Source organism: Saccharibacillus sacchari, assembly GCF_037722395.1.
GTDB lineage: Bacteria > Bacillota > Bacilli > Paenibacillales > Paenibacillaceae > Saccharibacillus > Saccharibacillus sacchari_A.
The window spans coordinates 384144-405416 of record NZ_JBBKAR010000033.1 but is presented as its reverse complement, the minus strand read 5'-3'; the positions used below and the strand labels follow the sequence as shown (position 1 = coordinate 405416).

Annotated in this window: 18 protein-coding genes; 8 read left to right on the top strand and 10 right to left on the bottom strand. The window is 53.0% G+C overall.

The genetic code is table 11. The features are described from left to right. Positions 1–25: 25 nt before the first annotated feature. From WKI47_RS10680 to aroA, 3 genes are all read right to left on the bottom strand, one after another. Positions 26–1903: a glucose PTS transporter subunit IIA gene (locus tag WKI47_RS10680; protein ID WP_340227114.1), complete on the bottom strand. Its 1878-nt coding sequence runs from the start codon at positions 1901–1903 to the stop codon at positions 26–28. A gap of 262 nt (positions 1904–2165) precedes the next feature. Next, positions 2166–2600: a CoA-binding protein gene (locus WKI47_RS10675; protein ID WP_340227113.1), complete on the bottom strand. Its 435-nt coding sequence runs from the start codon at positions 2598–2600 to the stop codon at positions 2166–2168. Positions 2601–2617: 17 nt separating this feature from the next. Next, positions 2618–3910, bottom strand: coding sequence for a 3-phosphoshikimate 1-carboxyvinyltransferase (aroA, locus tag WKI47_RS10670; protein WP_340227112.1), 1293 nt, complete (start codon positions 3908–3910; stop codon positions 2618–2620). Positions 3911–4053: 143 nt separating this feature from the next. On the opposite strand from aroA, the gene WKI47_RS10665 reads away from it, so the two are divergent. Beyond that, the gene (locus tag WKI47_RS10665) at positions 4054–4362 is read left to right on the top strand and encodes a rhodanese-like domain-containing protein (protein WP_340227111.1); all 309 of its coding nucleotides are present in this window, start codon (positions 4054–4056) and stop codon (positions 4360–4362) included. Between the two features lie 454 nt (positions 4363–4816). On the opposite strand, the gene gndA is transcribed toward WKI47_RS10665, so the two are convergent. Further along, on the bottom strand, positions 4817–6235 hold the full coding sequence (gene gndA / locus WKI47_RS10660) for an NADP-dependent phosphogluconate dehydrogenase (protein WP_340227110.1): 1419 nt from the start codon (positions 6233–6235) through the stop codon (positions 4817–4819). Positions 6236–6585: 350 nt separating this feature from the next. On the opposite strand from gndA, the gene WKI47_RS10655 reads away from it, so the two are divergent. Continuing rightward, the gene (locus tag WKI47_RS10655; protein WP_340227109.1) at positions 6586–7221 is read left to right on the top strand and encodes a DUF1054 domain-containing protein; all 636 of its coding nucleotides are present in this window, start codon (positions 6586–6588) and stop codon (positions 7219–7221) included. A 109-nt stretch (positions 7222–7330) separates the two neighbouring features. On the opposite strand, the gene WKI47_RS10650 is transcribed toward WKI47_RS10655, so the two are convergent. After that, positions 7331–8125 (bottom strand): SDR family oxidoreductase, encoded by a 795-nt coding sequence (locus WKI47_RS10650; RefSeq protein ID WP_340227108.1) that lies wholly within the window; start codon positions 8123–8125, stop codon positions 7331–7333. A gap of 137 nt (positions 8126–8262) precedes the next feature. Beyond that, the gene (locus tag WKI47_RS10645; protein ID WP_340227107.1) at positions 8263–9546 is read right to left on the bottom strand and encodes an MFS transporter; all 1284 of its coding nucleotides are present in this window, start codon (positions 9544–9546) and stop codon (positions 8263–8265) included. 357 nt (positions 9547–9903) lie between these two features. Here WKI47_RS10645 and WKI47_RS10640 point away from each other — a divergent pair, with 357 nt between their 5' ends. Continuing rightward, entirely contained in the window at positions 9904–11382 is a 1479-nt protein-coding gene (locus WKI47_RS10640; protein WP_340227106.1) for an aminotransferase class I/II-fold pyridoxal phosphate-dependent enzyme, read from the top strand. 147 nt (positions 11383–11529) lie between these two features. Here the strand turns inward: WKI47_RS10640 and WKI47_RS10635 are convergent, their stop codons facing one another. After that, positions 11530–11853: a DUF1292 domain-containing protein gene (locus tag WKI47_RS10635; protein WP_340227105.1), complete on the bottom strand. Its 324-nt coding sequence runs from the start codon at positions 11851–11853 to the stop codon at positions 11530–11532. A 129-nt stretch (positions 11854–11982) separates the two neighbouring features. Further along, positions 11983–12531, bottom strand: a complete 549-nt coding sequence (locus tag WKI47_RS10630) for a copper amine oxidase (protein ID WP_340227104.1) — start codon at positions 12529–12531, stop codon at positions 11983–11985. A gap of 240 nt (positions 12532–12771) precedes the next feature. Here WKI47_RS10630 and WKI47_RS10625 point away from each other — a divergent pair, with 240 nt between their 5' ends. Further along, positions 12772–13500, top strand: coding sequence for an MBL fold metallo-hydrolase (locus tag WKI47_RS10625; protein ID WP_340227103.1), 729 nt, complete (start codon positions 12772–12774; stop codon positions 13498–13500). A 443-nt stretch (positions 13501–13943) separates the two neighbouring features. On the opposite strand, the gene WKI47_RS10620 is transcribed toward WKI47_RS10625, so the two are convergent. Both WKI47_RS10620 and WKI47_RS10615 read right to left on the bottom strand, forming a co-directional pair. After that, positions 13944–17165 (bottom strand): bifunctional cytochrome P450/NADPH--P450 reductase, encoded by a 3222-nt coding sequence (locus tag WKI47_RS10620; RefSeq protein WP_340227102.1) that lies wholly within the window; start codon positions 17163–17165, stop codon positions 13944–13946. A gap of 467 nt (positions 17166–17632) precedes the next feature. Continuing rightward, the gene (locus WKI47_RS10615) at positions 17633–18007 is read right to left on the bottom strand and encodes a helix-turn-helix domain-containing protein (RefSeq protein WP_340227101.1); all 375 of its coding nucleotides are present in this window, start codon (positions 18005–18007) and stop codon (positions 17633–17635) included. Between the two features lie 304 nt (positions 18008–18311). Here WKI47_RS10615 and hxlA point away from each other — a divergent pair, with 304 nt between their 5' ends. The 4 genes from hxlA (at position 18312) to WKI47_RS10595 (ending at position 21219) form a co-directional block, all read left to right on the top strand. Then, the gene (hxlA, locus tag WKI47_RS10610) at positions 18312–18962 is read left to right on the top strand and encodes a 3-hexulose-6-phosphate synthase (protein WP_340227100.1); all 651 of its coding nucleotides are present in this window, start codon (positions 18312–18314) and stop codon (positions 18960–18962) included. Between the two features lie 4 nt (positions 18963–18966). Beyond that, the gene (gene hxlB, locus WKI47_RS10605; protein ID WP_340227099.1) at positions 18967–19548 is read left to right on the top strand and encodes a 6-phospho-3-hexuloisomerase; all 582 of its coding nucleotides are present in this window, start codon (positions 18967–18969) and stop codon (positions 19546–19548) included. Positions 19549–19768: 220 nt separating this feature from the next. After that, positions 19769–20476: a hypothetical protein gene (locus tag WKI47_RS10600; RefSeq protein ID WP_340227098.1), complete on the top strand. Its 708-nt coding sequence runs from the start codon at positions 19769–19771 to the stop codon at positions 20474–20476. Between the two features lie 53 nt (positions 20477–20529). Next, positions 20530–21219: a Na-translocating system protein MpsC family protein gene (locus WKI47_RS10595; RefSeq protein WP_340227097.1), complete on the top strand. Its 690-nt coding sequence runs from the start codon at positions 20530–20532 to the stop codon at positions 21217–21219. Positions 21220–21273 lie beyond the last annotated feature (54 nt).

Here is a 21273-nt window from a genome sequence, read left to right as displayed (position 1 = left end):
TGATCGTGCTCGGACTGAAGCCCATTCATTTAGAACCTGTCTCCTTGTCATAGAGCACGACCGACATGACCGACCCTTGTCCTTTTTTGACCGCTTTGAACGGCGCAAAACTCCAAGACCGCACACGTTCCGGATTTGTAATTAACATCGGCGTTGCCAGCGATTTTGCTTTTTCACGCAGCAGCGGCAGGTCGAAACGGATCAATAGCTGTCCGGGTTCGACGATGTCCCCTACTTCAACGAATGCTTCAAATGCGCCTTCGATATGCGAAGTGTCGATGCCGATATGCAGCAGCACGTCAACCTCTTCGTTTGTGCGAATGCCCAGCGCATGCTGCGTCGGATAAATATGCAGCACCGTGCCCGCCACCGGCGATACCAGTTCATCTTTTTCCGGTATAAACGCAACCCCGTCTCCAACCAGCTTTTTCGCAAAAATCTGATCCGGCACTTCGTCAAGCGGCATCATCCGGCCTTGCATCGGTGATGCGAACAAAACGTGATCCAGCTCCCGGTCGATCAGCTTGTTGATTTCTTCGCGGATCAGCTCGGAGTACGTGCCGAATACCACCTGCACGTTGCCCCCGCCCAATCGGATCAAGCCGGCCGACCCTAGCGATTTGAGCGCGTGCCCGTCGACTTTGCGATCGCTTTTGACCGTCAAACGAAGCCGCGTGATACAAGCCTGCACCTGAACGATATTTTCCCGTCCACCCAACGCCTGCAAAATCAACGGTGCGCGATACGGAATGTTTCCGGCCCAATCTTCGAGCGTCGAACCTTCCTCGCGTCCCGGCGTCGGAATCTGGAACTTGCGAATCGCCCAACGGAACAATACATAATAGCCAAGTCCGTACACGATTCCTATCGGAATCAGCAGCCAGCCGTTCGTCGACAAATGGAAGTTTAGCACGAAGTCGATCAAGCCGGCCGAATACGAAAAACCGTGATGGATATCGAGCGCATACGTTAGCCACATCGCAAATCCCGCCAGTACGGCGTGCAGCGCAAAAAGGAACGGCGAAGCAAACAAGAAGGCAAACTCGATCTGTTCGGATACGCCGGTCAATAAACAGACAAGCGCAGCACGGACGAACGTCTTGCGTACCTTCGGCTTCAAGTCTTCGCGCGCTTCGTGAATCACCGCCATCGCCGTTGCTGGCAACGCAAACATCATGATCGGGAACAAGCCCGCCATGAACACTCCCGCTGTCGGGTCGCCGGCGAAGAATCGTGGCAAGTCGCCCTGCACAATCATACCGGAAGCCGTCTCGTAGGAACCGAATTGGAACCATACCACATTGTTAAGCAAATGGTGCAGCCCGAAAGCCGACAGCACCCGGTACAAAATCCCATATACAAACAAACCGAACCCGCCCGTAGAACGGACCTCCAGATTCAAGAAATCAATAAGCGCCTGAAGAATGGGTCCGACTGCCAGCATGGCAAAAGCGAATAACGCCGATAATAGCCCCATAAATAACAGGACAAAGCGTGATCCGCCAAAAAACTGGATGGTCTCCGGAAGCTTGAAATCTTTGAAGCGGTTGTACAATGCACCGGCAATCGCGCCGAGCAAAATACCGATCAGCGTCGTCGGCTGAATCTGTCCGCTTGCAAAATGATCGATAACCCGTTCATAGATGGTCATGCCCATCAATGCCGCCAGGCCGGCATATCCTGCCTGGTTGGCAAGCCCGAGCGCTACGCCCACGGCAAATAGATAAGGCAGGTAGAGCAGAACGCCTGACCCTGCCACGTTCAACGCTTCGGATACAGCCGGAAGCCCCCACGCTCCCCAGGGGAGACTGCCTGCGCTGAGCAGAATAGCCGCCGCAGGCAAGACCATCGTCGGGATCATCACGGCCCGGCCGAGCTGTTGAAGCGAACCTAACCAATTCAAAGACGTCCCTCTCCTCTCTTCCTCCAAATGTTAAGCTTTGAAAGAACGTTTGTCAAAGAAATTACGAGGCTGCCAAGGAAAGAAAAACAAGCATCCAGGCAGGATGAAGATATGGAAATCCGGCAAGCGAAGGTCCTTTTGCCGTGTATGCCCGTGATCGAAGATTGCAATTAAAAAAAGCGACCGCACTCGGGTGAAGTGAGGTCGCTTTTTTCATAAAAAGATGGACGCATAACTACAAATTTCGCTTATGGGATACAAATCACCGTCGGCTTCCGGCACCCGTTACAGCGTCTTCAACCTTGATGCAGCGATCCATGATGACCGTCAGGCCTGCTGCTCCGGCAATATCGGCAGCTTCGTCGCTAAAGACGCCGGATTGCAGCCAAAGCGTCTTGGCGCCTACCGCTACAGCTTCCCGGGCGACGTCCGCGCAAAATTCGCTGCGCCGGAACACGTCCACGATATCGATCGGTTCAGGCACGTCGGCCAATGAAGCATAACAGGTCTCACCGAGGATTTGTTGGCCGGCGGCAGTCGGGTTCACAGGAATGATCCGGTAGCCGCGAGACTGCATCGCTTGCGAGACCATATAGGATGTCCGGTCTGTTTTATCGGAAAGTCCGACCACGGCGATATTGCCTGCTTGTTCAAGCAATGTACCGATCTCGTCCCGGCTTGGGTTTTGAAAAGGCATAGCTATTCCTCCTTTTCTTATTCTTTTACCCATTCGACATTTGCGCCAAGCGCGATCATGTCATCAAAGAATCCCGGATACGACTTGGCAACGTGATGCGCATCCGTGATGGTCACCGGCTCGTCTGCTCTTAGTCCCACGATCGTCAGGGCCATAATGACACGGTGGTCGTAATGCGAATCGATCCGAACGCCGCCCGCAACGCCTTGCGGACGCCCGTGCACGATAATCTCGGCCTGCTTTTCCTCGACGTCGGCACCGGCTTTGCGCAGCTCGTTCAGATAATCGGTAATGCGATCGCACTCCTTGTAACGAAGATTCTCCACATTGTAAAAACGCGACGTACCTTCAGCAAAAACAGCCGCCGCTACCATCGCAAGCACGGCATCCGTCGCGGCATCGCCGTCGAATTCCAAAGCTTTCAGCCGACCGTTCCCTTTGACTACCGCAATATCATGTTCATGCGTCAATGGGGTTTCCATCATTTTCAAAACATCCACCACGGCTCGTTCCCCTTGCTTGCTGTGTACGGCCAAACGGCGCACGGTAACGTCGGACGGCACTACGGCAGCCGCCGAAAGAATCGCCGCCGATCCCGGATAGTCGCCTTGAACCGAATACTCGCCCGCACGATACGCTTGACCTCCAGGTACGCGGAACAGCGAGTAATCTTCGTTCGCTTCGACCCGGATGCCCGCTTGCTCCAACACTTCCAGCGTCTGGCCGACCACGACTTTCGATTTTAGGTCGCCGGTAACGGTGATCTCGCTATCCGCTTCGAGTAACGGCGTCAGGAACAGAAGAGCACTCAAATACTGCGAGCTGACTTCGCCCGATACCGTGATTTTGCCGCCTTGCACAGGTCCTTTAACCGTGATCGGCAGACGGCCGCCGTTGTCGTCGATTGTCGCGCCCATCTGCCGCAGAGCGTCGATCAGATCGTCGTGCGGGCGCTTGCCGAGGGAATCCGGGTACGTATTAACGAAATGAACCTCTTCCGACAAAGCCGCAACCGCGAGTAGGAAACGAAGCACCGCGCCTGCATTGCCTACATTGAGTTCCGCGACGCGCTTCGGATTGCGGCCAAAGCCTTTGATCACGATTTTCTCGTCGTCTTCTTCAAGCTCCGCGCCAAGCTCTGCAATACAGCGGCGCATCGCGTCGCTATCTTCGCTGTGTGCCGGGAAACGAACCGTGCTTGTTCCGTCCGCAAGCGCGGCAACCAGCAGGTAACGGGTTGTATAGTTTTTGGAAGAAAGTGCCTCGATCGTTCCTTCAAGCTTTTCTGTTCGTCTCACAATCACGTCCATACCGATATTCCTCCAATTCGGTTGCCTGACTTCCAGCGTAAATCGCGTTTTTAATCAGACAACCTGCTATATTTAAATTTGACACATCTTTTTCCTCTTCGCTATCATGGATTTATCCCAACCGAAAGAAAGGCAGGATTGCCATGAATTCTATTGCACAAATCCAACCATCGGAGCTGCGCGAGCGCCTCGAACAAGGTAATGTACCGCTGATGATCGATGTCCGCGAGCCCGAGGAAGTCGCTCAGGGAATGATCCCTGGCGCTATCCATATCCCGCTTGGCCAATTGGCTGGCCGATTGGACGAACTCGACCAAGACCGCGAGACTGTGTTTATTTGTCGCAGCGGCTACCGCAGCGAACGAGCTTGTGAATATTTGGAGCAGTCCGGATTCGACAAGGTGATCAATCTCGAAGGCGGCATGATTGCCTGGAGCGAAGACGAAGCCTGATCCGGAAAGGTAAAGTAAGTTCCTATTAGTAGGGGAGCTGGACGCTGCGGGAGAAATTCGTTCAAAACGCTGTTTCACTCGGAAAATGGATTGGGTTTGAATAAGGAATTTTCCGAGTTCAAAGGCGTTTTTCACTGAATTTCTCCCTCCGCTGGGCGCTTGGCCAGGAATAAGAACTTTATACCGTTGCACGTCTAGGAGCCGTCAGGCTCCTTTTTGGTGTACAGATAAAACCCTGAGTTGAATAGCTTGTGAGCTTGCCCGCTTCTTGTACTATACATGGTTTTGCTTTCTCATTCAACAATTAGACGCTGTGAAGCGTTAAAATATCGTTTGAATTCTACATAAATAAAAACGGCGGAGGGCAGTCCCGGAAGACGGCCCCCGCCGTTTTTGCGAATTCGATCGAGTTGAGCGTAAACGGATCGAAAGGATTGGCTTGAAAATTCGGGTCTTAGTTGTCCAGTTGCAGCCACTCGTGGTGGAACACGCCTTCTTTGTCGATACGTTTGAAAGTATGCGCGCCGAAGTAGTCGCGTTGCGCTTGCAGCAAGTTGGCTGGCAGGCGTTCTGTGCGGTAGCTATCGTAGTAAGCCAATGCGCTGGAGAAGCCAGGAACCGGAATACCGTTGGTTACAGCTGTCGCGATGACTTTACGCCACGAATCCTGGTAGTTCTCAACAACGTCCTTGAAGTAGTCGTCGAGGAGCAGGTTTGCGAGTGCGGCGTCTTTGTCGTAAGCGTCCTTGATATTTTGCAGGAACTGCGAACGGATGATGCAACCGCCGCGGAAGATCATGGCGATGTTGCCGTATTGCAGATCCCAGCCGTATTCGTCGGAAGCTGCGCGCATTTGAGCGAAGCCTTGTGCGTACGATACGATTTTACTTGCGAACAGTGCTTTACGCACGTTCTCGATAAACTCGGCGCGGTCGCCGGAGAAAGCTTCGGTTTTAGGTCCGCTCAGCACTTTGCTTGCCGCAACGCGCTCTTCCTTCATTGCGGACAGGAAGCGTGCGAATACGGATTCTGTGATCATGGACAGGGGAACACCCAGGTCGAGTGCGCTTTGGCTTGTCCATTTGCCTGTGCCTTTTTGGCCAGCGGAGTCCAGGATCACGTCAACCATCGCTTTGCCTGTTTCTTCGTCTTTTTGCGAGAAGATATCCGTTGTGATCTCGATCAGGTAGCTGTCGAGCTCGCCTTTGTTCCAATCGCCGAAGATTTGGTGCAGTTCGTCCGTGTCGGCACCTACGACGTCTTTCAGCAAATGGTAAGCTTCGCCGATCAACTGCATGTCGCCGTATTCGATACCGTTGTGTACCATCTTGACGTAGTGGCCTGCGCCGCCCGGTCCGATGTATGTGCAGCAAGGATCGCCGTTTACATGAGCCGAGATTGCCGTCAGGATCGGTTCAACCAATTCATAAGCACTCTTAGGTCCGCCCGGCATGATCGAAGGACCTTTCAGCGCGCCTTCTTCGCCGCCCGATACGCCCGTACCGATAAAGCGGAAGCCTTTGGCTTCAAGGTCTTCGCTGCGACGTTGGGTGTCAGGGAAGTAGGCGTTGCCGCCGTCGATGATGATATCGCCTTGATCCAGGAAAGGAATCAGCTGTTCGATGGTTGCGTCCGTTGCGGGACCCGCTTGAACCATGATGAGGATTTTGCGCGGTACTTCGAGGGATTGAACGAATTCTTCCACCGAGAACGTGCCGATCAGGTTTTTGCCTTTTGCTTCCTCGACCAGATCATGCGTCTTCTGCGGGGAGCGGTTATATACCGAGACGGTAAACCCTTTGCTTTCGATATTGAGTGCCAAATTTTTGCCCATGACGGCAAGGCCGACTACGCCAATTTGCTGTTTCGACATTTTAGGTTCTCCATCCTTCGCTTATGAAATAGAGTTGCAATATTTTTCATTGTACCCGTTTTGTTTAGTAAAGTGAAGTCCTCGGGATTAGGAATACATTCAAAATGATATATTTAATCCGTGTATTTCCAAAAAGATTGGGTCGCTTTAACGTCGCAAAGTCCGTCAGTAAGCCAAAAATGCGATTTTGTTCACCCGGAATCTTTTCAGAAAATAAATCCCGGCTTCATAAACTCTTCATGTTCCCCCTGCTTGTTCGCCCCCCTCCCGCCTATGCTATAATGGCCGATGAATCGCTTGGTACAGAGTATGCGCTTGTTCAAGCGGGTTATTTTGAAAGGGGCATAAACATGGATTTCCAGGGTTTTGTTGAAAAAGACTTTGCTGTTTTCGAAATAGAGGGGTTGGAGCCCCGGATGGACGCTCTGATCGCGAATGTTCGTCCAAAGCTGACTGAGTTGGGCAACACGCTGACTCCGTTTTTATCGGCCACCTGCGGCGAAGAAATGTTCCCGCATGTCGCCAAGCACGCTCGCCGTACGGTTCACCCTCCAGCGGACACCTGGGTGGCCTGGGCATCCAGCAAACGGGGCTATAAAGCTTTGCCGCATTTTCAGGTAGGCATGTTCGCGGATTATTTGTTTATCGTGATGGCGGTCATCTACGAGAGTCCAAATAAGACCGTGCTAGCCAAGTCCTTGATCCAACACCAGCGTCAAGCGCTGAATCTTGCACCCAACGAGCTGCGGGATCAGTTCTATTGGTCGATCGACCATACCAAACCGGGCGGCACGAAGCACTCGGAACTGGGCAAAGAAGGGTTGCAGGCTATTGCAGAACGTCTTGGCACAGTCAAAAAATCCGAAGTGATCTGCGGACGTTTTTTGCAAAAGGACGATACGCTGCTGCGAGACGGCGAAAAGCTTGTGAAAACGATCGAAGATACGTTCGAGACGCTGCTTCCTTTGTATAAAATGTCCTTTTGATTCGAAAAAGACCGCTGCTCAGCCGCATGTTCGATATGCGCGGGCAACGGTCTTTTGAATGTCCGGGATATCCAAGGACGCCTTGAATTTACGCGCCCGCTCATCTTGCTTACATCCCTTTGAACGAACCTCCGTTAACCGGATACTCCGCTCCGAACGCGTATTCCGCCCGATCCGACGAAAGAAACACGATCATCGACGCGATATCCTCCGGCTGCCCGATCCGTCCGACCGGCAGTTCGCGCACCTCGTCCACGAAGAAGCCGATCACCTCTTCTTTGGGCTTATCGAACTTCTCCGAGATCGCGTCGATCATTCCGCCCGGCTGGTCCCAAATATTCGTATGCGTCGGTCCTGGCGATACGGTGTTGACGCGCACGCCTTTTGCTCCAAACTCCATCGACAACGCTTTGCCTACGCTCAGCAATCCCGCTTTGAACGCCGAATAATCGACCGACATCGGCTGAGGCTGGCGCGCGTCTTCCGAAGCCACGCTGATGATGACGCCTTTGCCCTGCTCTACCATATGCGGAATCGCCGCTCTCGAAGTCCGTACCATGCTCATCAGGTTGTTCAGGTACGTTTCTTCCCACTGCTCGTCCGTCGTCCCCAAAAAACCGTCCAACCGGGAATGGGAAATACCGGCGTTGTTGATCAAAATGTCGATACGCCCGAATTTTTCGATAGCGGCTTGAATTAACTTTTTCGGGCCTTCCGCCGTACTCAGATCCGCTTCCACCGCCAACACCTCATCCTCGCCGCCCAATTCCCGAATTTTCGCGGGATGCCGGCTCGCCCCGACGACGACTGCCCCTTCTTCCACAAACAACTTCGCCGTAGCCAGTCCGATCCCCGAACTCGCCCCTGTCACGACCACGACTTTCCCGTTCAAACCAAGCTGCATCCGATATTCCTCCTCGTTGATTTTACGTATACGCGCCAAACAAAACTCACCTTTTTTGTTTAACCGTTTTAAGATTTTTTAACCGCAAGCCGGATTATGGAATATACAGGAAAACAAAAACCGCCTTGACGGCGGCATTACTGGGAAAGTCGTCTCGCGCGGGACATCGAAGCATGGATCAGCAGCAAGAAGGTCATGGAAATCGCGCTGGCCCAGAACGGAGCTTGCGGTCCGATATGGTCCCAAGTCCAACCTCCGGCCAGAGGCCCGATCACGGTACCCAGTCCCTGAAGCGTAAGGAATACCCCCCAGATCGCCCCGCGTTCTTTTTCGGGTACCAGTTCGGCCAAAAGCGTGTTCCAAGCCGGCAGAATCATCGCAAATCCCACTCCTGCCGTCAGTACAAAGCTCCAAACCAACAGCATGTCGTGGGTCGAGGCCAATCCGCATAACGCAACCACCGCAAGCAGAAAGCCGAGATGCAAAAACCAACGCGTGCCGAACTTATCGACGAGTTTCCCCACAGGGATCATCCCGACGACCGCCACGCCGCCGCCTACGATCAGCAACAGGTTAAACTGACCCGGCGTCATCCCCAGCTCGTTACGGATATAAACGGAAATAACCGGACTCAAAATCCCGATGACAAACGATTGCAGAAACATCGCCGGGTACAGCAGCGGAGTCAATTTCAACGCCGTCAACGCCCGGAATACTTTGCGCACGGAGTATACCGAACGGACGGTATGACGCTTGACCAGACGATGGACTTTTTTCGAAAAGGAAAACCCGGCATGCGGACGACGAATCAGCTTAGGCGTTAGCGGGGCGGTCATTTGGCGGGGCAGCAACACGGCGGCGGCGGTTACCACGGCCATGACGCCGAGCAGCACCCAAAACACGACCCGATACGTATCCCCGATAATCAGATTGGACACGACCGGGCCCGCTCCGGTTCCGGCCAGGGTGGCAATCTGAATGCTCGCCATCTTGGACCCTGTTCCTCCGTTTTGCTGAGCATCTATGCTAATCGTGCTCATGACGACGGGCCAGATCGGTGCCGTTCCGATTCCGAGCAGCGCGCAAGCGGTAATCAGGGAAGGCCCTGTCATAGAGAACGCCATCACGACCACCGCCGCCCATGACAACAATAGCCCGCCCATAATCGTACCTCGCAGGCCAACGTGTTCAGCCATCCATCCCGCCGGGCTGCGCAGCACGTTTTCACCCACGTATTGCAAAGAAAAGGCCACGCTGATCGTCAACGCCGACAAGCCCAACGTATCGTTCATGTATACAGGCAGCACGGCTACCAGCAATGCGCCTTTTACAAACTCAACCAGGAAAACGATGATCCACAAACAGGTAAAGACAGAAAAAAGTTTCGGCATCGACTTCCGGATCTCGATCCGTTTGTTCATAACATGTTGCCCCTTTCGGGCCGCTTGCGTGGTTATCGCAGCAGGCCTCTCCACATCCCGCGCCCGGTTGAACGCGGTTTTCTATTTATCGATCTGCCGATCATAGGTCATAAGTTTCTTATGCTATTATATCGGCTCGGCTGATTAGAAGTCTAACGAGTCGCCTGGCGCATGAGACAATAGGATCGATTCCGGCGTTCGCGATACTGACGTTCATCGTTCCCGTTCCCCCCGCATATCGGGCTCCGCAAAATTGCCTTCTTGCAATCCGGCCCCGTTTTGCTATACTCAGTTTGTTTGATTTTTTTATTCGTGCTTCAATATACTCTACGCACACGAAAGGTTGTGACAACCCTAATGGATCATGCTCGTACTCCGCTTTTCACTGCGCTTAAGCGCCATGCGGATCAAAATCCGGTACAGTTTCACATTCCAGGTCACAAGAAAGGAATGGGGACGGACCCGGAATTTCGTGAATTTATTGGGGATAACGCCCTTTCCATAGACCTGATAAATATCGCTCCCCTTGACGATTTGCATCAGCCTATGGGCGTGATCGAAGAAGCGCAGCAGCTTGCCGCAGACGCATTCGGCGCTACGCACACTTTCTTCTCCGTTCAAGGCACAAGCAGCGCGATCATTACGATGATCCTGTCTGTGTGCGGTCCCGGCGACAAAATCATCGTCCCGCGCAACGTGCACAAGTCGATTCTCGGCGCCATCATTTATGCAGGAGCAAAACCGGTATTTATTGCGCCGGAACGCGATACGAACCTCGGGATCGATCACGGCATTACGGTCAGCTCGGTGAAAAAAGCACTGAAGCTGCACGGCGATGCCAAAGCTCTGCTTGTTATCAATCCAACCTACTACGGCGTGTGCGCGGATCTGCAGCAGATCGTCGCATTGTCGCACAGCTACGGCGTTCCCGTGCTGGTCGACGAAGCTCACGGCGTCCTGATCCATTTCCACGACCAGTTGCCGTTATCGGCGATGCAGGCCGGAGCGGATATGGCAGCGACGAGCGTGCACAAATTGGGCGGCTCGATGACGCAAAGCTCGGTACTGAACGTAAATACGCGCAACGGTTACATCAATCCCAAACGCGTGCAGACGGTGATCAGCATGCTGACCACCACGTCCACCTCCTATATCCTGCTGGCCTCTCTGGACACGGCCCGTCGTCAGCTCGCGCTGAACGGATATGCGATGGCTGAGCGTGCGCTCGACTTTGCCGACTATGCGCGAAGCGCGATTAACCAGATCGAAGGACTGTATTGCTTCGGCGAAGAAATTCTCGGCAGCGAAGCGACGTACGACTACGATCCGACCAAGATCACGATTCAGGTGAGACGTCTTGGGATCACCGGATACGAGGCCGAGAACTGGCTGCGCGACAATCATAACATCGAAGTCGAAATGAGCGATATGTATAATGTGCTGTGCCTGATCACGTCCGGCGATAACGAGGGCACGGTCAAAATCCTGCTGAACGCGCTGCGCGAGATGGCCCAGGAATTCCGCAGTCAAGGCAAAGCGATCAAAGAACTGGCCGTAAAGATTCCGGAAATCCCGCACTTGGCCCTGCTTCCGCGCGACGCCTTCTACGGCGAGACCGAGTCGATTCCGTTCAAGGATTCCGCGGACCGGATTATCGCCGAGTTTATCTACGTATACCCGCCGGGCATTCCGATCCTGCTGCCGGGCGAAGTCATTACGCAAGAGAACATCGACTACATTACGGACCACGTCGAAGTCGGCTTGCCTGTCAAAGGGCCGGAAGACCGCAGCGTGCAGTTTGTAAAAGTTATTGTAGAACCGGGCGCGATTCGTTAAAAGAAATATTGCGCACGGTGTTCGGGGAGGCCGCTTATGCGGCCTTTTTGTTTTGTGTAGATAACGCAAAAACGGATGCGCTCGTTCGAGACATCCGTTTTTTTGCATCAAAAAAGCGGCCTCGCTCGGGGAGGCCGCTTCTTCTTATTATTCGCCTTGCGCCGCAACCAGCTCGTTGTAAGCCGCTTCGACCTTCGCCCACTCTTCTTCTTCCTCGATGTTGACGAGAACGGTCTCGCCGTCTTCTTCTTCGAGACGCAGAATAAAGCCGTCGGCTTCCGGATTATTGCGCTCAAGCAACAAAGCATAAACGTCTTCGCCAACGTCGAAAGTCTGTACGAGAACCATTTCTTTCTCGTTGCCTTCTTCGTCGCTGAATGCGACTACGATTTCTTCGTCGTGGCTATGGTCATGGCCGCAATCTTCGCCGTGCACGTGATTGTGGTCATGGTTGTGTTCATGTTCGCTCATTGTGGTAAAACCCCGTTTCTACAGCGTATCTGCTTATGCCTACACGCCCTGAATTTAATAGACACAAGTTATCCTACCATTTCACTTCGCGGAGGTCAATTTGCCGCAAAATCTTCATTTATTCAACCGCTAATCAACCGCGTTGATCGTCTTTTGCGCGACCATCGAATAGGAACCGCCGCTCTTTTTGATATAAAACTCGACATAATATTTGCCTGCCCGGCTGAAGTCATACGTGAAGTCGTACGTCTTGAACCAGAAGTTGTCCTTGCGGGAACTCAGTTCTTGCGACTGAATGTCTTTGACTTCTCCGGACGGATTGCGAATCGCTACTTTTACGGCTTCGATATCGGTATTCAGATTGTCGATTTGGGAAAAGATATAGAATTTCAGCTTCCCTACGCTGACGTTACCGAACGGCGTATCTCCTTTGAAAAGAAAAATATCGACGTTGGGTTTGGTAAAAGTTACGGTTTTCGTATTGTCGTTATACTCGGCCAAACCGTCGAACTCGCGAACCGGCACATATGTAGTTCCGTCGATCAGGTAACCGCCCGTGCTTACCGCGCTACCGTTGATCAGAACCCGTATTTTTTGAAAAGCCGAATCGGCAAACACGACGGAGCCGCTGAGCAGCGACAAAGCCAGCGTACAGACTGCAATTCTTTTCCACCTCATTTTCCGGCGTCATCCTCTCTTTTTCGTTGGAATCTTCGCAAGTCGAGGCACTTCCCCTCTGCATCGCTTGCAGGCCTTTTCATAAAAGCCTTTCTTGTATATGTATACTCCGTCGCCGCTGTCAAGTTGCGGTGCGTTTGTTGATTCCGACAGGGAAATCGTCCATAATAATGCAAAAGAAACGGCACGCGTCGGACAGGTCGCCGATGCTCGTCAACTACAGAAATGGGGGCCTTCGCAATGAAGCTGCAAATGATCGGAACAGGAAACGCTTTTGCCAAGAAATACTTCAATAACAACTCATTGATTGAACAGGACGGATTCAAGCTGTTGATCGACTGTGGCATTACCGCGCCTCTGGCGCTGTACGAGCTGGGCATCGGCATGGAGGAGCTGGATGCGGTGCTTATTACGCACACGCACGGCGATCATGTAGGCGGTCTGGAAGAGTACGGATTTCAAATGAAGTTCAAGCATGGACGCAAGCCTGTGTTGTACGTGGCCGACACGTTGGTCGAGCCGCTGTGGAACCATACGTTATCCGGCGGAATGACGCAGGAAGGCTTGGAAAAACTGGAGGACGCGTTTGACGTCAGACCATTGCGGGCGGGCGAAGTGCAAGAGCTTGCGCCGAATTTGTGCGTGGAGCTGCTGCGGACTCAGCATATTGCCGGTAAAAAAAGCTACTCCGTTATTTTGAACCGGGATGTGTTCTACAGCGCAGATATGACGTTCGATCGGGAATTGTTGACGACGTTAGTGCGGGATCGCGGCGTACGCCGGATTTTCCATGAGGTTCAGTTGGAAGGACCCGGTCAGGTGCATACGACGCTGGATGAACTGCTGTCGCTGCCGGAGGAAATTCAGGAGCTGACGAAGCTGATGCACTATGCGGATAATAAGGATCAGTTTGAAGGGCGAGCGGGGAAGATGAGTTTTCTTGAGCAGGGGGAGGTTTATTCGATCTGAGTTGGTGTTTAGGTGGGCGGGGCTGCGGGAGATTCCGTTTCGGTCGCGTGTTGCAATCGGGAAATTTGAATTGGGTTTTATTCGAATCAATCACATGAAGACCCATTACGTTGAAGGCGGAGGGCGAAAGACTTTAATCTTGCGAATCGGCAATAATAGAGCCGGATTCGGACTCATCCGGCTCTATTATTGCAAAAAAGCAAGAATTTATCTTGATTTCGGCTTATACGGCGGTAAAGTCCCTACATTGTTGCTTATTGGCATGAATAGAGCCATACGCCTATTTTTCGGGAAGCAATTGTTGCTTATTCGCAGGAATAAGCGCTTTTGCTTATAGAATCTCTTTCTGCTGACAACGGGCTAATACTCTGTCTGCGATGAAGGTAAGATGACTCTCGCCCGAAACGACCGTAAAGTGTGTACGTTTCAAGCGAACGTAACCCTCAAATCCCGGTCCACACATCCTTCACATAACGGCCGGATTTTTGAAGCTCGTCGAGCCAGCGAACGGCCTCTTCCCCGCTCGTCCCGTGCACGTCGCTATAAGCACGGCGCAGAGTGGCTTCGACGTCGGGAGCCATGTGGGTGCCGTCGCCGCAGATGTAGAAGATGCCGTCTTCGTCCAGCAAGCGGATGACTTCGGCGGTGTTTTCGGCCATCCGGTGTTGGACGTAGGTCTTCGGTTGGCCTTCGACTCGGGAGAAAGCGGTGTGCAGGTGCACGAGGCCTTCTGCGGCGTAAGCTTCCAATTCCTGCCGATACAAGTAATCCGTCTCCGGACTGCGGCAGCCGAAGTAGAGTTGGGCTTCGCCGAGAGCGACGCCTTGTTCGTGCTGGACATGGCGGGCTTGCAGGAAGCCTCGGAATGGAGCGATGCCTGTTCCGGGTCCGACCATGACGATCGGGGTCGTCGGGTCTGACGGCAATGCGAAGCCGCTGCCTGGATCGCGGATAAAAGCGGATAGTTCGGCGCCTTCAGGGAGCGAAGCCAGATAGTTGGAAGCGACGCCCGCATATTCGCCGTTGCCGCTGCGCGCAGGACCGCGGACGACGGCTACGGTCAAGGTCAGTTTGCTTGCATCGAGCTGCGGCGAGCTGGAAATGGAATAGTAACGCGGCTTCAGTGGCGGAAGCAGCGTCAGCAAGCGTTGGAATTCCATTTCGCAGGCTCGGTATTTTTCCAGAATATCCAGCATGGTCAGACGCTTGAACAAGACCTCGCGTTTATACGTCTCATCGTCGTTCATCAGAGCTTGTATTTCGACGCGATGCGGCGGGCAAACGGTTTTTTCCGCAAGTTCCTTGAGCTGGGCTCGGGTAGCGGGCTCCTGAAGTTCGACGCTGCTTGTCAGCAGTTCGCGCAGCCGTACGGGACGATCCAACGGCAGATGTGCCGCTGCGCGACCGCTGCCTTGAAGCCGAACTTGCGCATCTCCTTGAAGGCCGAACCGGGACAACACCCGATCTACCAATGCACGCGGATTTCGCGGCAGAACGCCGAGGTGGTCACCTTCCTTGTACGAAGCGCCGGACGGTACTTGGAGTTCCATATGCACGGTGCTGCGGCCGCCTTCCGGCTGTTGCAGCTCGAAGCTGCGCAAGATCGTCATCGGCACTGCACCGTACGTATCCGCGAGTGGCGAGAGCGTATCGGAAGCTTCGATAAATTCGACCGCAATCCCTCCTGCTTCGCCTTGTACCTCTTCCGGCATTGTCGCTTCGATCTTCAACGCTTGCAGGGCGGCCGGCCACAGTTGCGTTTTCCAATCGTCAAGCATTTGTTCGAAATCGTCGTTGGCGTCGCCCTCGCCGCGTTCCAGCACCTTTTGTCCGCCGAGCCGTTCCAGCGCATCGTCGACCAGACGGGGAATCCGCTGATAGGTACTTGCCCAATTGCGGTCACCGCAGCCGAATACGGCATAATGTAACCCTTCTGCTTCTTTGGCTTCGGCCTTTTCCACCCAGTCGATAAACTTGCCTGCGTTGGACGGCGGACGCCCGTTGTACGAAGCGGTGACCACGATAAGCAGACCTTCCTTCGGGAGGTTGTCTGTTGCGTTGTCCATTTTCGAAACGGTCGGCTGGAAACCAAAGCGTGCCCCCTCTTCAGCCAGCTCATGGGCGATGCCTTCTGCCGTCCCCAGGTTCGAGCCGTATAAAATCGTTAAAGGCGTCTGATGCTGATCGACTTCGATGGTTTGCTTTTGGGATTCCGCCTCGGCAACCGCTGCTGCGGATACGTCTGATCCCGGGCTACCGAACACCGGACCGACCGGAGCCATCGGCGTATTGGCGCGCGGACGCACTTGCATCGTAAAGCCGTCCGGCTTGAGCGTCAGCGTTTCCTTAATCTTCAGCTCGTAATTCGCACCATCCACCAGTTCAAAATGCCGCAGCAGCACACCCAATACCAGCGTTGCTTCATGCAAAGCAAACTGCTGACCGATGCAAGCGCGCTGACCGTTGCCGAACGGTTTGTACGCATCGTCCGGTACCTTCGAAGGATCTTCGAACCGTTCAGGTTGGAAAGCTTCGACGTCTTCTCCCCACGCGTCTTTGTCCCGGTGCAACACTGGAATCAGCACATTGACCGCTTCGTCTTTTTTCATCGGGTAACGTCCGGCAAGCAGCGTATCTTCTTTGGCTCGCAGGGAAAAAGCGGGAGCCGTCGGCCAAAGCCGCAGCGATTCGCTCAGAATCATACGGATATACTTCATCTCGCGCACCTGCTTGTACGTCGGCGCAGCGGAATCGCTCAGGATACGGTCTACTTCTTCCTGCGCTTTTTTCAACTTGTCCGGGTTATGCAGCAAGAAATACAGGGCAAAAGACAGCAGTCCGCTGGTCGTCTCGTGTCCCGCGATCAAGAAGGTGATGATCTGGTAGCGAATATTTTCATCGGACAACGCGTCGCCGGTATCGGAATCTTCGCCGCTCAGCATATTGTTCAACAGATCGTTTTCTCCCTGATCCCCGCGCTCGCGGCGTTCTTTGACGATCTTGTCGACGAGAGAGAACATGTAGTCGATATCTTGGCGCATTTGCGCCTTTTTGCCGATCATGAGCTTATTCTGCACGCCCAGACGCTGAAGCTGGCTCATGGCCTCGTCCAACGAGCGCGTCATGGCTTCGACAAACGGATGATTGGACTCCCGGTAAAAGCTGTTGAAACGATAATGGAAGCCGCAAAGTCCGATCGTATCGAGCGTCAGACGCGTCATATCTTCCGGGACTTCGACGAATTCGTCGGGATTCAGTCTCGCCCACTTTTGCACAAGCTGCATCGCGATATCGACCATCATATCGTGATAGCCGATCATGGCGCGTTGACTGAAGCTCGGCATTAAAATATTGTGCGCTTTGCGCCAATTCGGTTCTTCCGTCCAGCTTGTGAACAGTCCATCTCCGGCAAAGGAACGGACGTTTTGCAGCGGTGCCCAGACGTTTTTCTCGAACCGGGATTCGTCGCAAGCGTCGCCTACCAGCTCACGGCCGGAAATATAGAGATTGCCCGGACGACCGGGAAGATCCATTTTAAAAATAGGTCCCTGCTCCTCCGCCAGTTTCATCAAAGATTGAACAGGAGCTTTCGTATCGACGAGTGGCAAATTGCCGAGCGGACCGAATGTTTTGGGTTGAGGAATGATATTTTCTTGAGTTGCCATGTTTTCGAACTCCTTTCGAATCGCGCTTAAAACCATGTTTGACTTATCCTTTTGACCGAATGACCATTTCGAACATCCGGTTCTGTTTATTCTTTTAACCTTGTCCTTTTCTGCATGCGATGAATCAAATTCAAGCTAAAATAAGCAAAAAGCCCCCTGTCGCGCAATTGCAACACGACAAGGGACTCAGTACTACCCACTAAAACAAAAAAATGAAAAAGCGCCCGAAGGCGCTAAAGCTGTCGAGAAACTCCAATGTAACTGGAAGCGAGAAGACGGAGAGAAAAATTCAGTGAAAGACGCCTTTGAACTTGGAAAACTTCCACTAAAGTTCCAATCCAGTTTTCCAAGTGAGACAGCGGATTGAACTGAATTTTTCTCGCAGTCTTCTCGCTTCCCCGACCACGTAACTTTCGAGAGCAGTCCAAGCGCCTGAAGGCACTTTTCTCATCTCATAACAAACCTGCTTAATTCGCTTCCTGACCCGATGTTTTCCAAATGACTTCTTCGCCGTATTTTTTGCCCCAGTCGTACATCATGCGCAGGACCGGGGTTAGGCTTTCGCCGTAGGCGGTCAGGGAGTATTCCACTTTGGGCGGAACTTCACGGTAGACTTCGCGGTGGACGAGCAGGTCTTCTTCGAGTTCACGCAGTTGGTTGGTCAGCATTTTTTGCGTGATATTGGGAATCAGTTTTTTCAATTCGCTGAAGCGTTTGGTGCCTTCGAGTCCGAGATGCCAGAGGATGATGAGTTTCCACTTCCCTCCGATGACAGCCAGAGTGAGTTCTTTTTCGCAGTTGATTGCTTGCAGGTCGATCCGTTCTTTGACTTCACTTGCCATCGTTGAACCCCTCCGTTATATGCAATTCATGTCAATATTAGATGCGGTTAGTCCCAATAGTATACATCAGAACCGTACCCTCCCGCAAAGAAAGTAAGGATGAATCGGATACCGCCTTCGCGCAATCCCTTGCCCCGCGCAATAGTATCCTCCACGTAACTTCCTCACTTCAAAGTGCCTTCTTCCGCATCTGTCGGTTCAGGCTTACAATAAATCCACACGGCACGCTGCCAGGTTCGCACGGCGGCTAAGCATAAGTTCAACTGTGCCTTAAACCCACTTAACCGATAAGGAGTGTTACAATATGAAATTGCAATTGGCATTGGATCTGGTCGATATTCCTGGAGCGATCGAAGTCGTTAAAGAGGTAGAATCCCATATCGACATCGTCGAAATCGGCACACCGATCGTCATCAACGAAGGTCTGCACGCGGTCAAAGCATTGAAAGAAGCTTTCCCGCAACTCGACGTCCTGGCCGACCTGAAAGTAATGGATGCAGGCGGTTACGAAGTCATGAAAGCAACAGAAGCCGGCGCGAGTATCGTAACGGTGCTGGGTGCGTCGAACGACTCGACAATCCGCGGTGCGGTGGAAGAAGCGAAAAAACACGGCACGCAAATTCTGATCGACATGATCAACGTGCCTAACCTGGCTGAACGTGCGGCTCAAGTCGACGCGTTGGGCGTAGACTACATCTGCGTACACACCGGCTACGATCTGCAAGCAGAAGGCCAAAGCCCGTTCGAAGATCTGCAAACGATCAAAGCGGTTGTGAAAAACGCGAAAACGGCTGTTGCCGGCGGAATCAAGCTGGACACGCTGCCAGGCGTTATCGCGGCTCAACCGGACCTCGTGATCGTAGGCGGCGGAATCGCAGGCCAAGACGACAAAGCAGGCACTGCCGCCGAAATGCGTCGCCTGATTCAAGAAGGTTCCGCTGCGGCTCAGGTCTAAGTCGATGAGCAGTCAACCTTCGGCACTCGCAAGCACGACGGATTTTGCTGCACATGTGGCTGCCGAGCTGACCGAAGCCGTGCGCGGTATTGATCCGGCGCAGGCGGAAGCCTTCGTCGAGGCACTGGACAGCGCAGCAAACGTCTTTGCGACGGGTGCAGGACGCTCCGGCCTGATGGGCAAAGCGTTGGCGATGCGGCTCATGCACGGCGGTTCCGCGGCTCATGTGGTTGGCGAGACGACGACGCCAGGTATCGGTCCGGGCGACCTGCTGGTGATCGGGTCAGGTTCGGGCGAGACGCGCACACTGGTTCCTATGGCCGAAAAAGCACGGGAGCTCGGCGCCGACGTCGCAGTCGTTACATTAAAGCCCGACTCCACGCTCGCCAAACTGGCGACGCTGGTCGTTCAGCTTCCCGGAGCCTCCAAGTCCCGCGAAAACGACGACTATGCCACTATTCAACCGATGGGTTCGCTTTTCGAGCAAACGCTGCTGTTGTTTTTCGATGCCTCCGTGCTACGCTTGATGCAACGGCGCGGGCTGGACGGGAACAAAATGTACGGCAAACATGCCAATCTCGAATAGCTTTCGTATTGGGTCTTCGCAAAAAGCCGATTCTTCCTTATAAAAGAAGAGTCGGCTTTTTTCTGTTTTCGCCGAAATAGCTTACTTTTTTTCATATCAGGTCGATTAAAAGGTTACGGGCGCTTTTTTAGGTTTATTTTTAGATTAGACGTTTCCTTGCTCCCCTCTTATCCGCACTAACGCTCCTGTCCAATTTGAGAAAAAAAGGAGCCGGACCTCTATGTCCAACTATACCGTCTCGGATGCCATTCGTTACAAAACGCTTGCGTTGTTCGCGGAGCATTTCGGCATCTCGCCCGCGCGAGTATCGGTCATGGCGAACGACAGCTGCGTTATTATCTGCGCGGAACGCTTTCTTCAACCAATCGTGGAGTCGATGATTCACGAAGCTTCGCAAGGAGCGCTGCAATCGACGCGCGAGCTGATGGTCGGTTACCTGATACCGGAGCTATGCCGTTACATTCATAACGATTGCGGGCTTCCCTTAGACATGCACGGCTACGATTGGAACGACGACGATCTGTCTTGCCTGATCTTCATGCTGCTCAGAGAACCGGTCTGTTTGCGCGAAAACGAACCTTACGAGGGGCAGAACAAAATCCATCGCCATATCGCAACGTTGACGTATGACCTACAGCGTTTTCCGGAAAAAATTTATTCGTTTTGGATGGAACGCAGGCTGTTGATCATTATCCGGGACGGTACGCTGACCGAGGTGGAAAAAGCGTTGATCGAAGACGAACACTGCGAAGTGCTTCGCGTATCCAAACGGCGGGTGGAAAAAAAGAAATTTTGCGACGATCCGCCTTTCGGGGGGATCGCAAACCGAAGCGTGAAGGGCGTGTATATTGACTGGATTTTCCCGCACGACCGCAGCGTTTTGGTTTATGTGTTCGACAAAACCCAACCGAAGCTGTTTTACGATTGAAGCGGTCTTTAGGCATACGAGCACTAATTTATTCAAAGGAGAACCTTTCTTTTATGACCCTAAAAAAATTGACGCATTCTATCCAACAAACCGTTTTTTCTCTTTTTGAAAACAATTTTGGCAAAGTACCGGAAGCGGTAACGGTCTCGGCCAACGAACGATGTTTGATTATCCGGATCGAAGGCTTTTTGGGCAGCATTATCGAAACGATGATCGCCGAAAATTCGTATGGCGCGCTGGGTTCTACCCGCGAGCTGATCGTCGGTTATATGCTTTCCCAGCTCCGCGCCGATCTGAGCAGCGAGCAAAATTTGTCGGTGTCGCACTTTTATTACGATTGGAACGACGAGGATCTGAGCTGCATCATTTCCGTCGTGTTGGACGAAGAAGAACATTACGCGTCGGACCATCCGTATCCGGGCAAAGAAGACATTCACCGTGAAGTGTCCGAAATAACGGAAAACGTGCAAAAAGTGCCGGCTCAGCTAAATTCGTTCTGGGTCGACGATTTTCTTGTCATCATACGGCGCGGCTTGCTGATCGAATTGGAAAAAGCTCTGCTGGAAGACGGGCAGGAAGCCGCGCTGCGCAGCGCAAAACGAAAGGTCGAGAAAAAATACTTCGCCGATTCCAATCGTTTTGTCGATCTGCTGGGACGCAAACCGGTCGGCGTCTATCTGGATTGGGCATTCGATTTGGACAGCAGCATGTTGGTGTACGCTTTCGTTCCCGACAGCCGCTAAGCTTGCGCCGAAACGAATTTTGCATACAAAAAAGAACCGGCGAATACGTCCGGT

What these genes read in the sequence shown, in the direction of transcription:
- WKI47_RS10675 (WP_340227113.1), bottom strand. Translation starts at nt 2,600, where the DNA reads ATGCCTTTTCAAAACCCAAGCCGGGACGAGATCGGTACATTGCTTGAA.
- WKI47_RS10640 (WP_340227106.1), top strand. Translation starts at nt 9,904, where the DNA reads ATGGATCATGCTCGTACTCCGCTTTTCACTGCGCTTAAGCGCCATGCG.
- WKI47_RS10625 (WP_340227103.1), top strand. Translation starts at nt 12,772, where the DNA reads ATGAAGCTGCAAATGATCGGAACAGGAAACGCTTTTGCCAAGAAATAC.
- WKI47_RS10655 (WP_340227109.1), top strand. Translation starts at nt 6,586, where the DNA reads ATGGATTTCCAGGGTTTTGTTGAAAAAGACTTTGCTGTTTTCGAAATA.
- WKI47_RS10620 (WP_340227102.1), bottom strand. Translation starts at nt 17,165, where the DNA reads ATGGCAACTCAAGAAAATATCATTCCTCAACCCAAAACATTCGGTCCG.
- gndA (WP_340227110.1), bottom strand. Translation starts at nt 6,235, where the DNA reads ATGTCGAAACAGCAAATTGGCGTAGTCGGCCTTGCCGTCATGGGCAAA.
- WKI47_RS10645 (WP_340227107.1), bottom strand. Translation starts at nt 9,546, where the DNA reads ATGAACAAACGGATCGAGATCCGGAAGTCGATGCCGAAACTTTTTTCT.
- WKI47_RS10595 (WP_340227097.1), top strand. Translation starts at nt 20,530, where the DNA reads ATGACCCTAAAAAAATTGACGCATTCTATCCAACAAACCGTTTTTTCT.
- WKI47_RS10635 (WP_340227105.1), bottom strand. Translation starts at nt 11,853, where the DNA reads ATGAGCGAACATGAACACAACCATGACCACAATCACGTGCACGGCGAA.
- hxlB (WP_340227099.1), top strand. Translation starts at nt 18,967, where the DNA reads ATGAGCAGTCAACCTTCGGCACTCGCAAGCACGACGGATTTTGCTGCA.
- WKI47_RS10630 (WP_340227104.1), bottom strand. Translation starts at nt 12,531, where the DNA reads ATGAGGTGGAAAAGAATTGCAGTCTGTACGCTGGCTTTGTCGCTGCTC.
- hxlA (WP_340227100.1), top strand. Translation starts at nt 18,312, where the DNA reads ATGAAATTGCAATTGGCATTGGATCTGGTCGATATTCCTGGAGCGATC.
- WKI47_RS10665 (WP_340227111.1), top strand. Translation starts at nt 4,054, where the DNA reads ATGAATTCTATTGCACAAATCCAACCATCGGAGCTGCGCGAGCGCCTC.
- WKI47_RS10615 (WP_340227101.1), bottom strand. Translation starts at nt 18,007, where the DNA reads ATGGCAAGTGAAGTCAAAGAACGGATCGACCTGCAAGCAATCAACTGC.
- WKI47_RS10650 (WP_340227108.1), bottom strand. Translation starts at nt 8,125, where the DNA reads ATGCAGCTTGGTTTGAACGGGAAAGTCGTGGTCGTGACAGGGGCGAGT.
- WKI47_RS10600 (WP_340227098.1), top strand. Translation starts at nt 19,769, where the DNA reads ATGTCCAACTATACCGTCTCGGATGCCATTCGTTACAAAACGCTTGCG.
- aroA (WP_340227112.1), bottom strand. Translation starts at nt 3,910, where the DNA reads ATGGACGTGATTGTGAGACGAACAGAAAAGCTTGAAGGAACGATCGAG.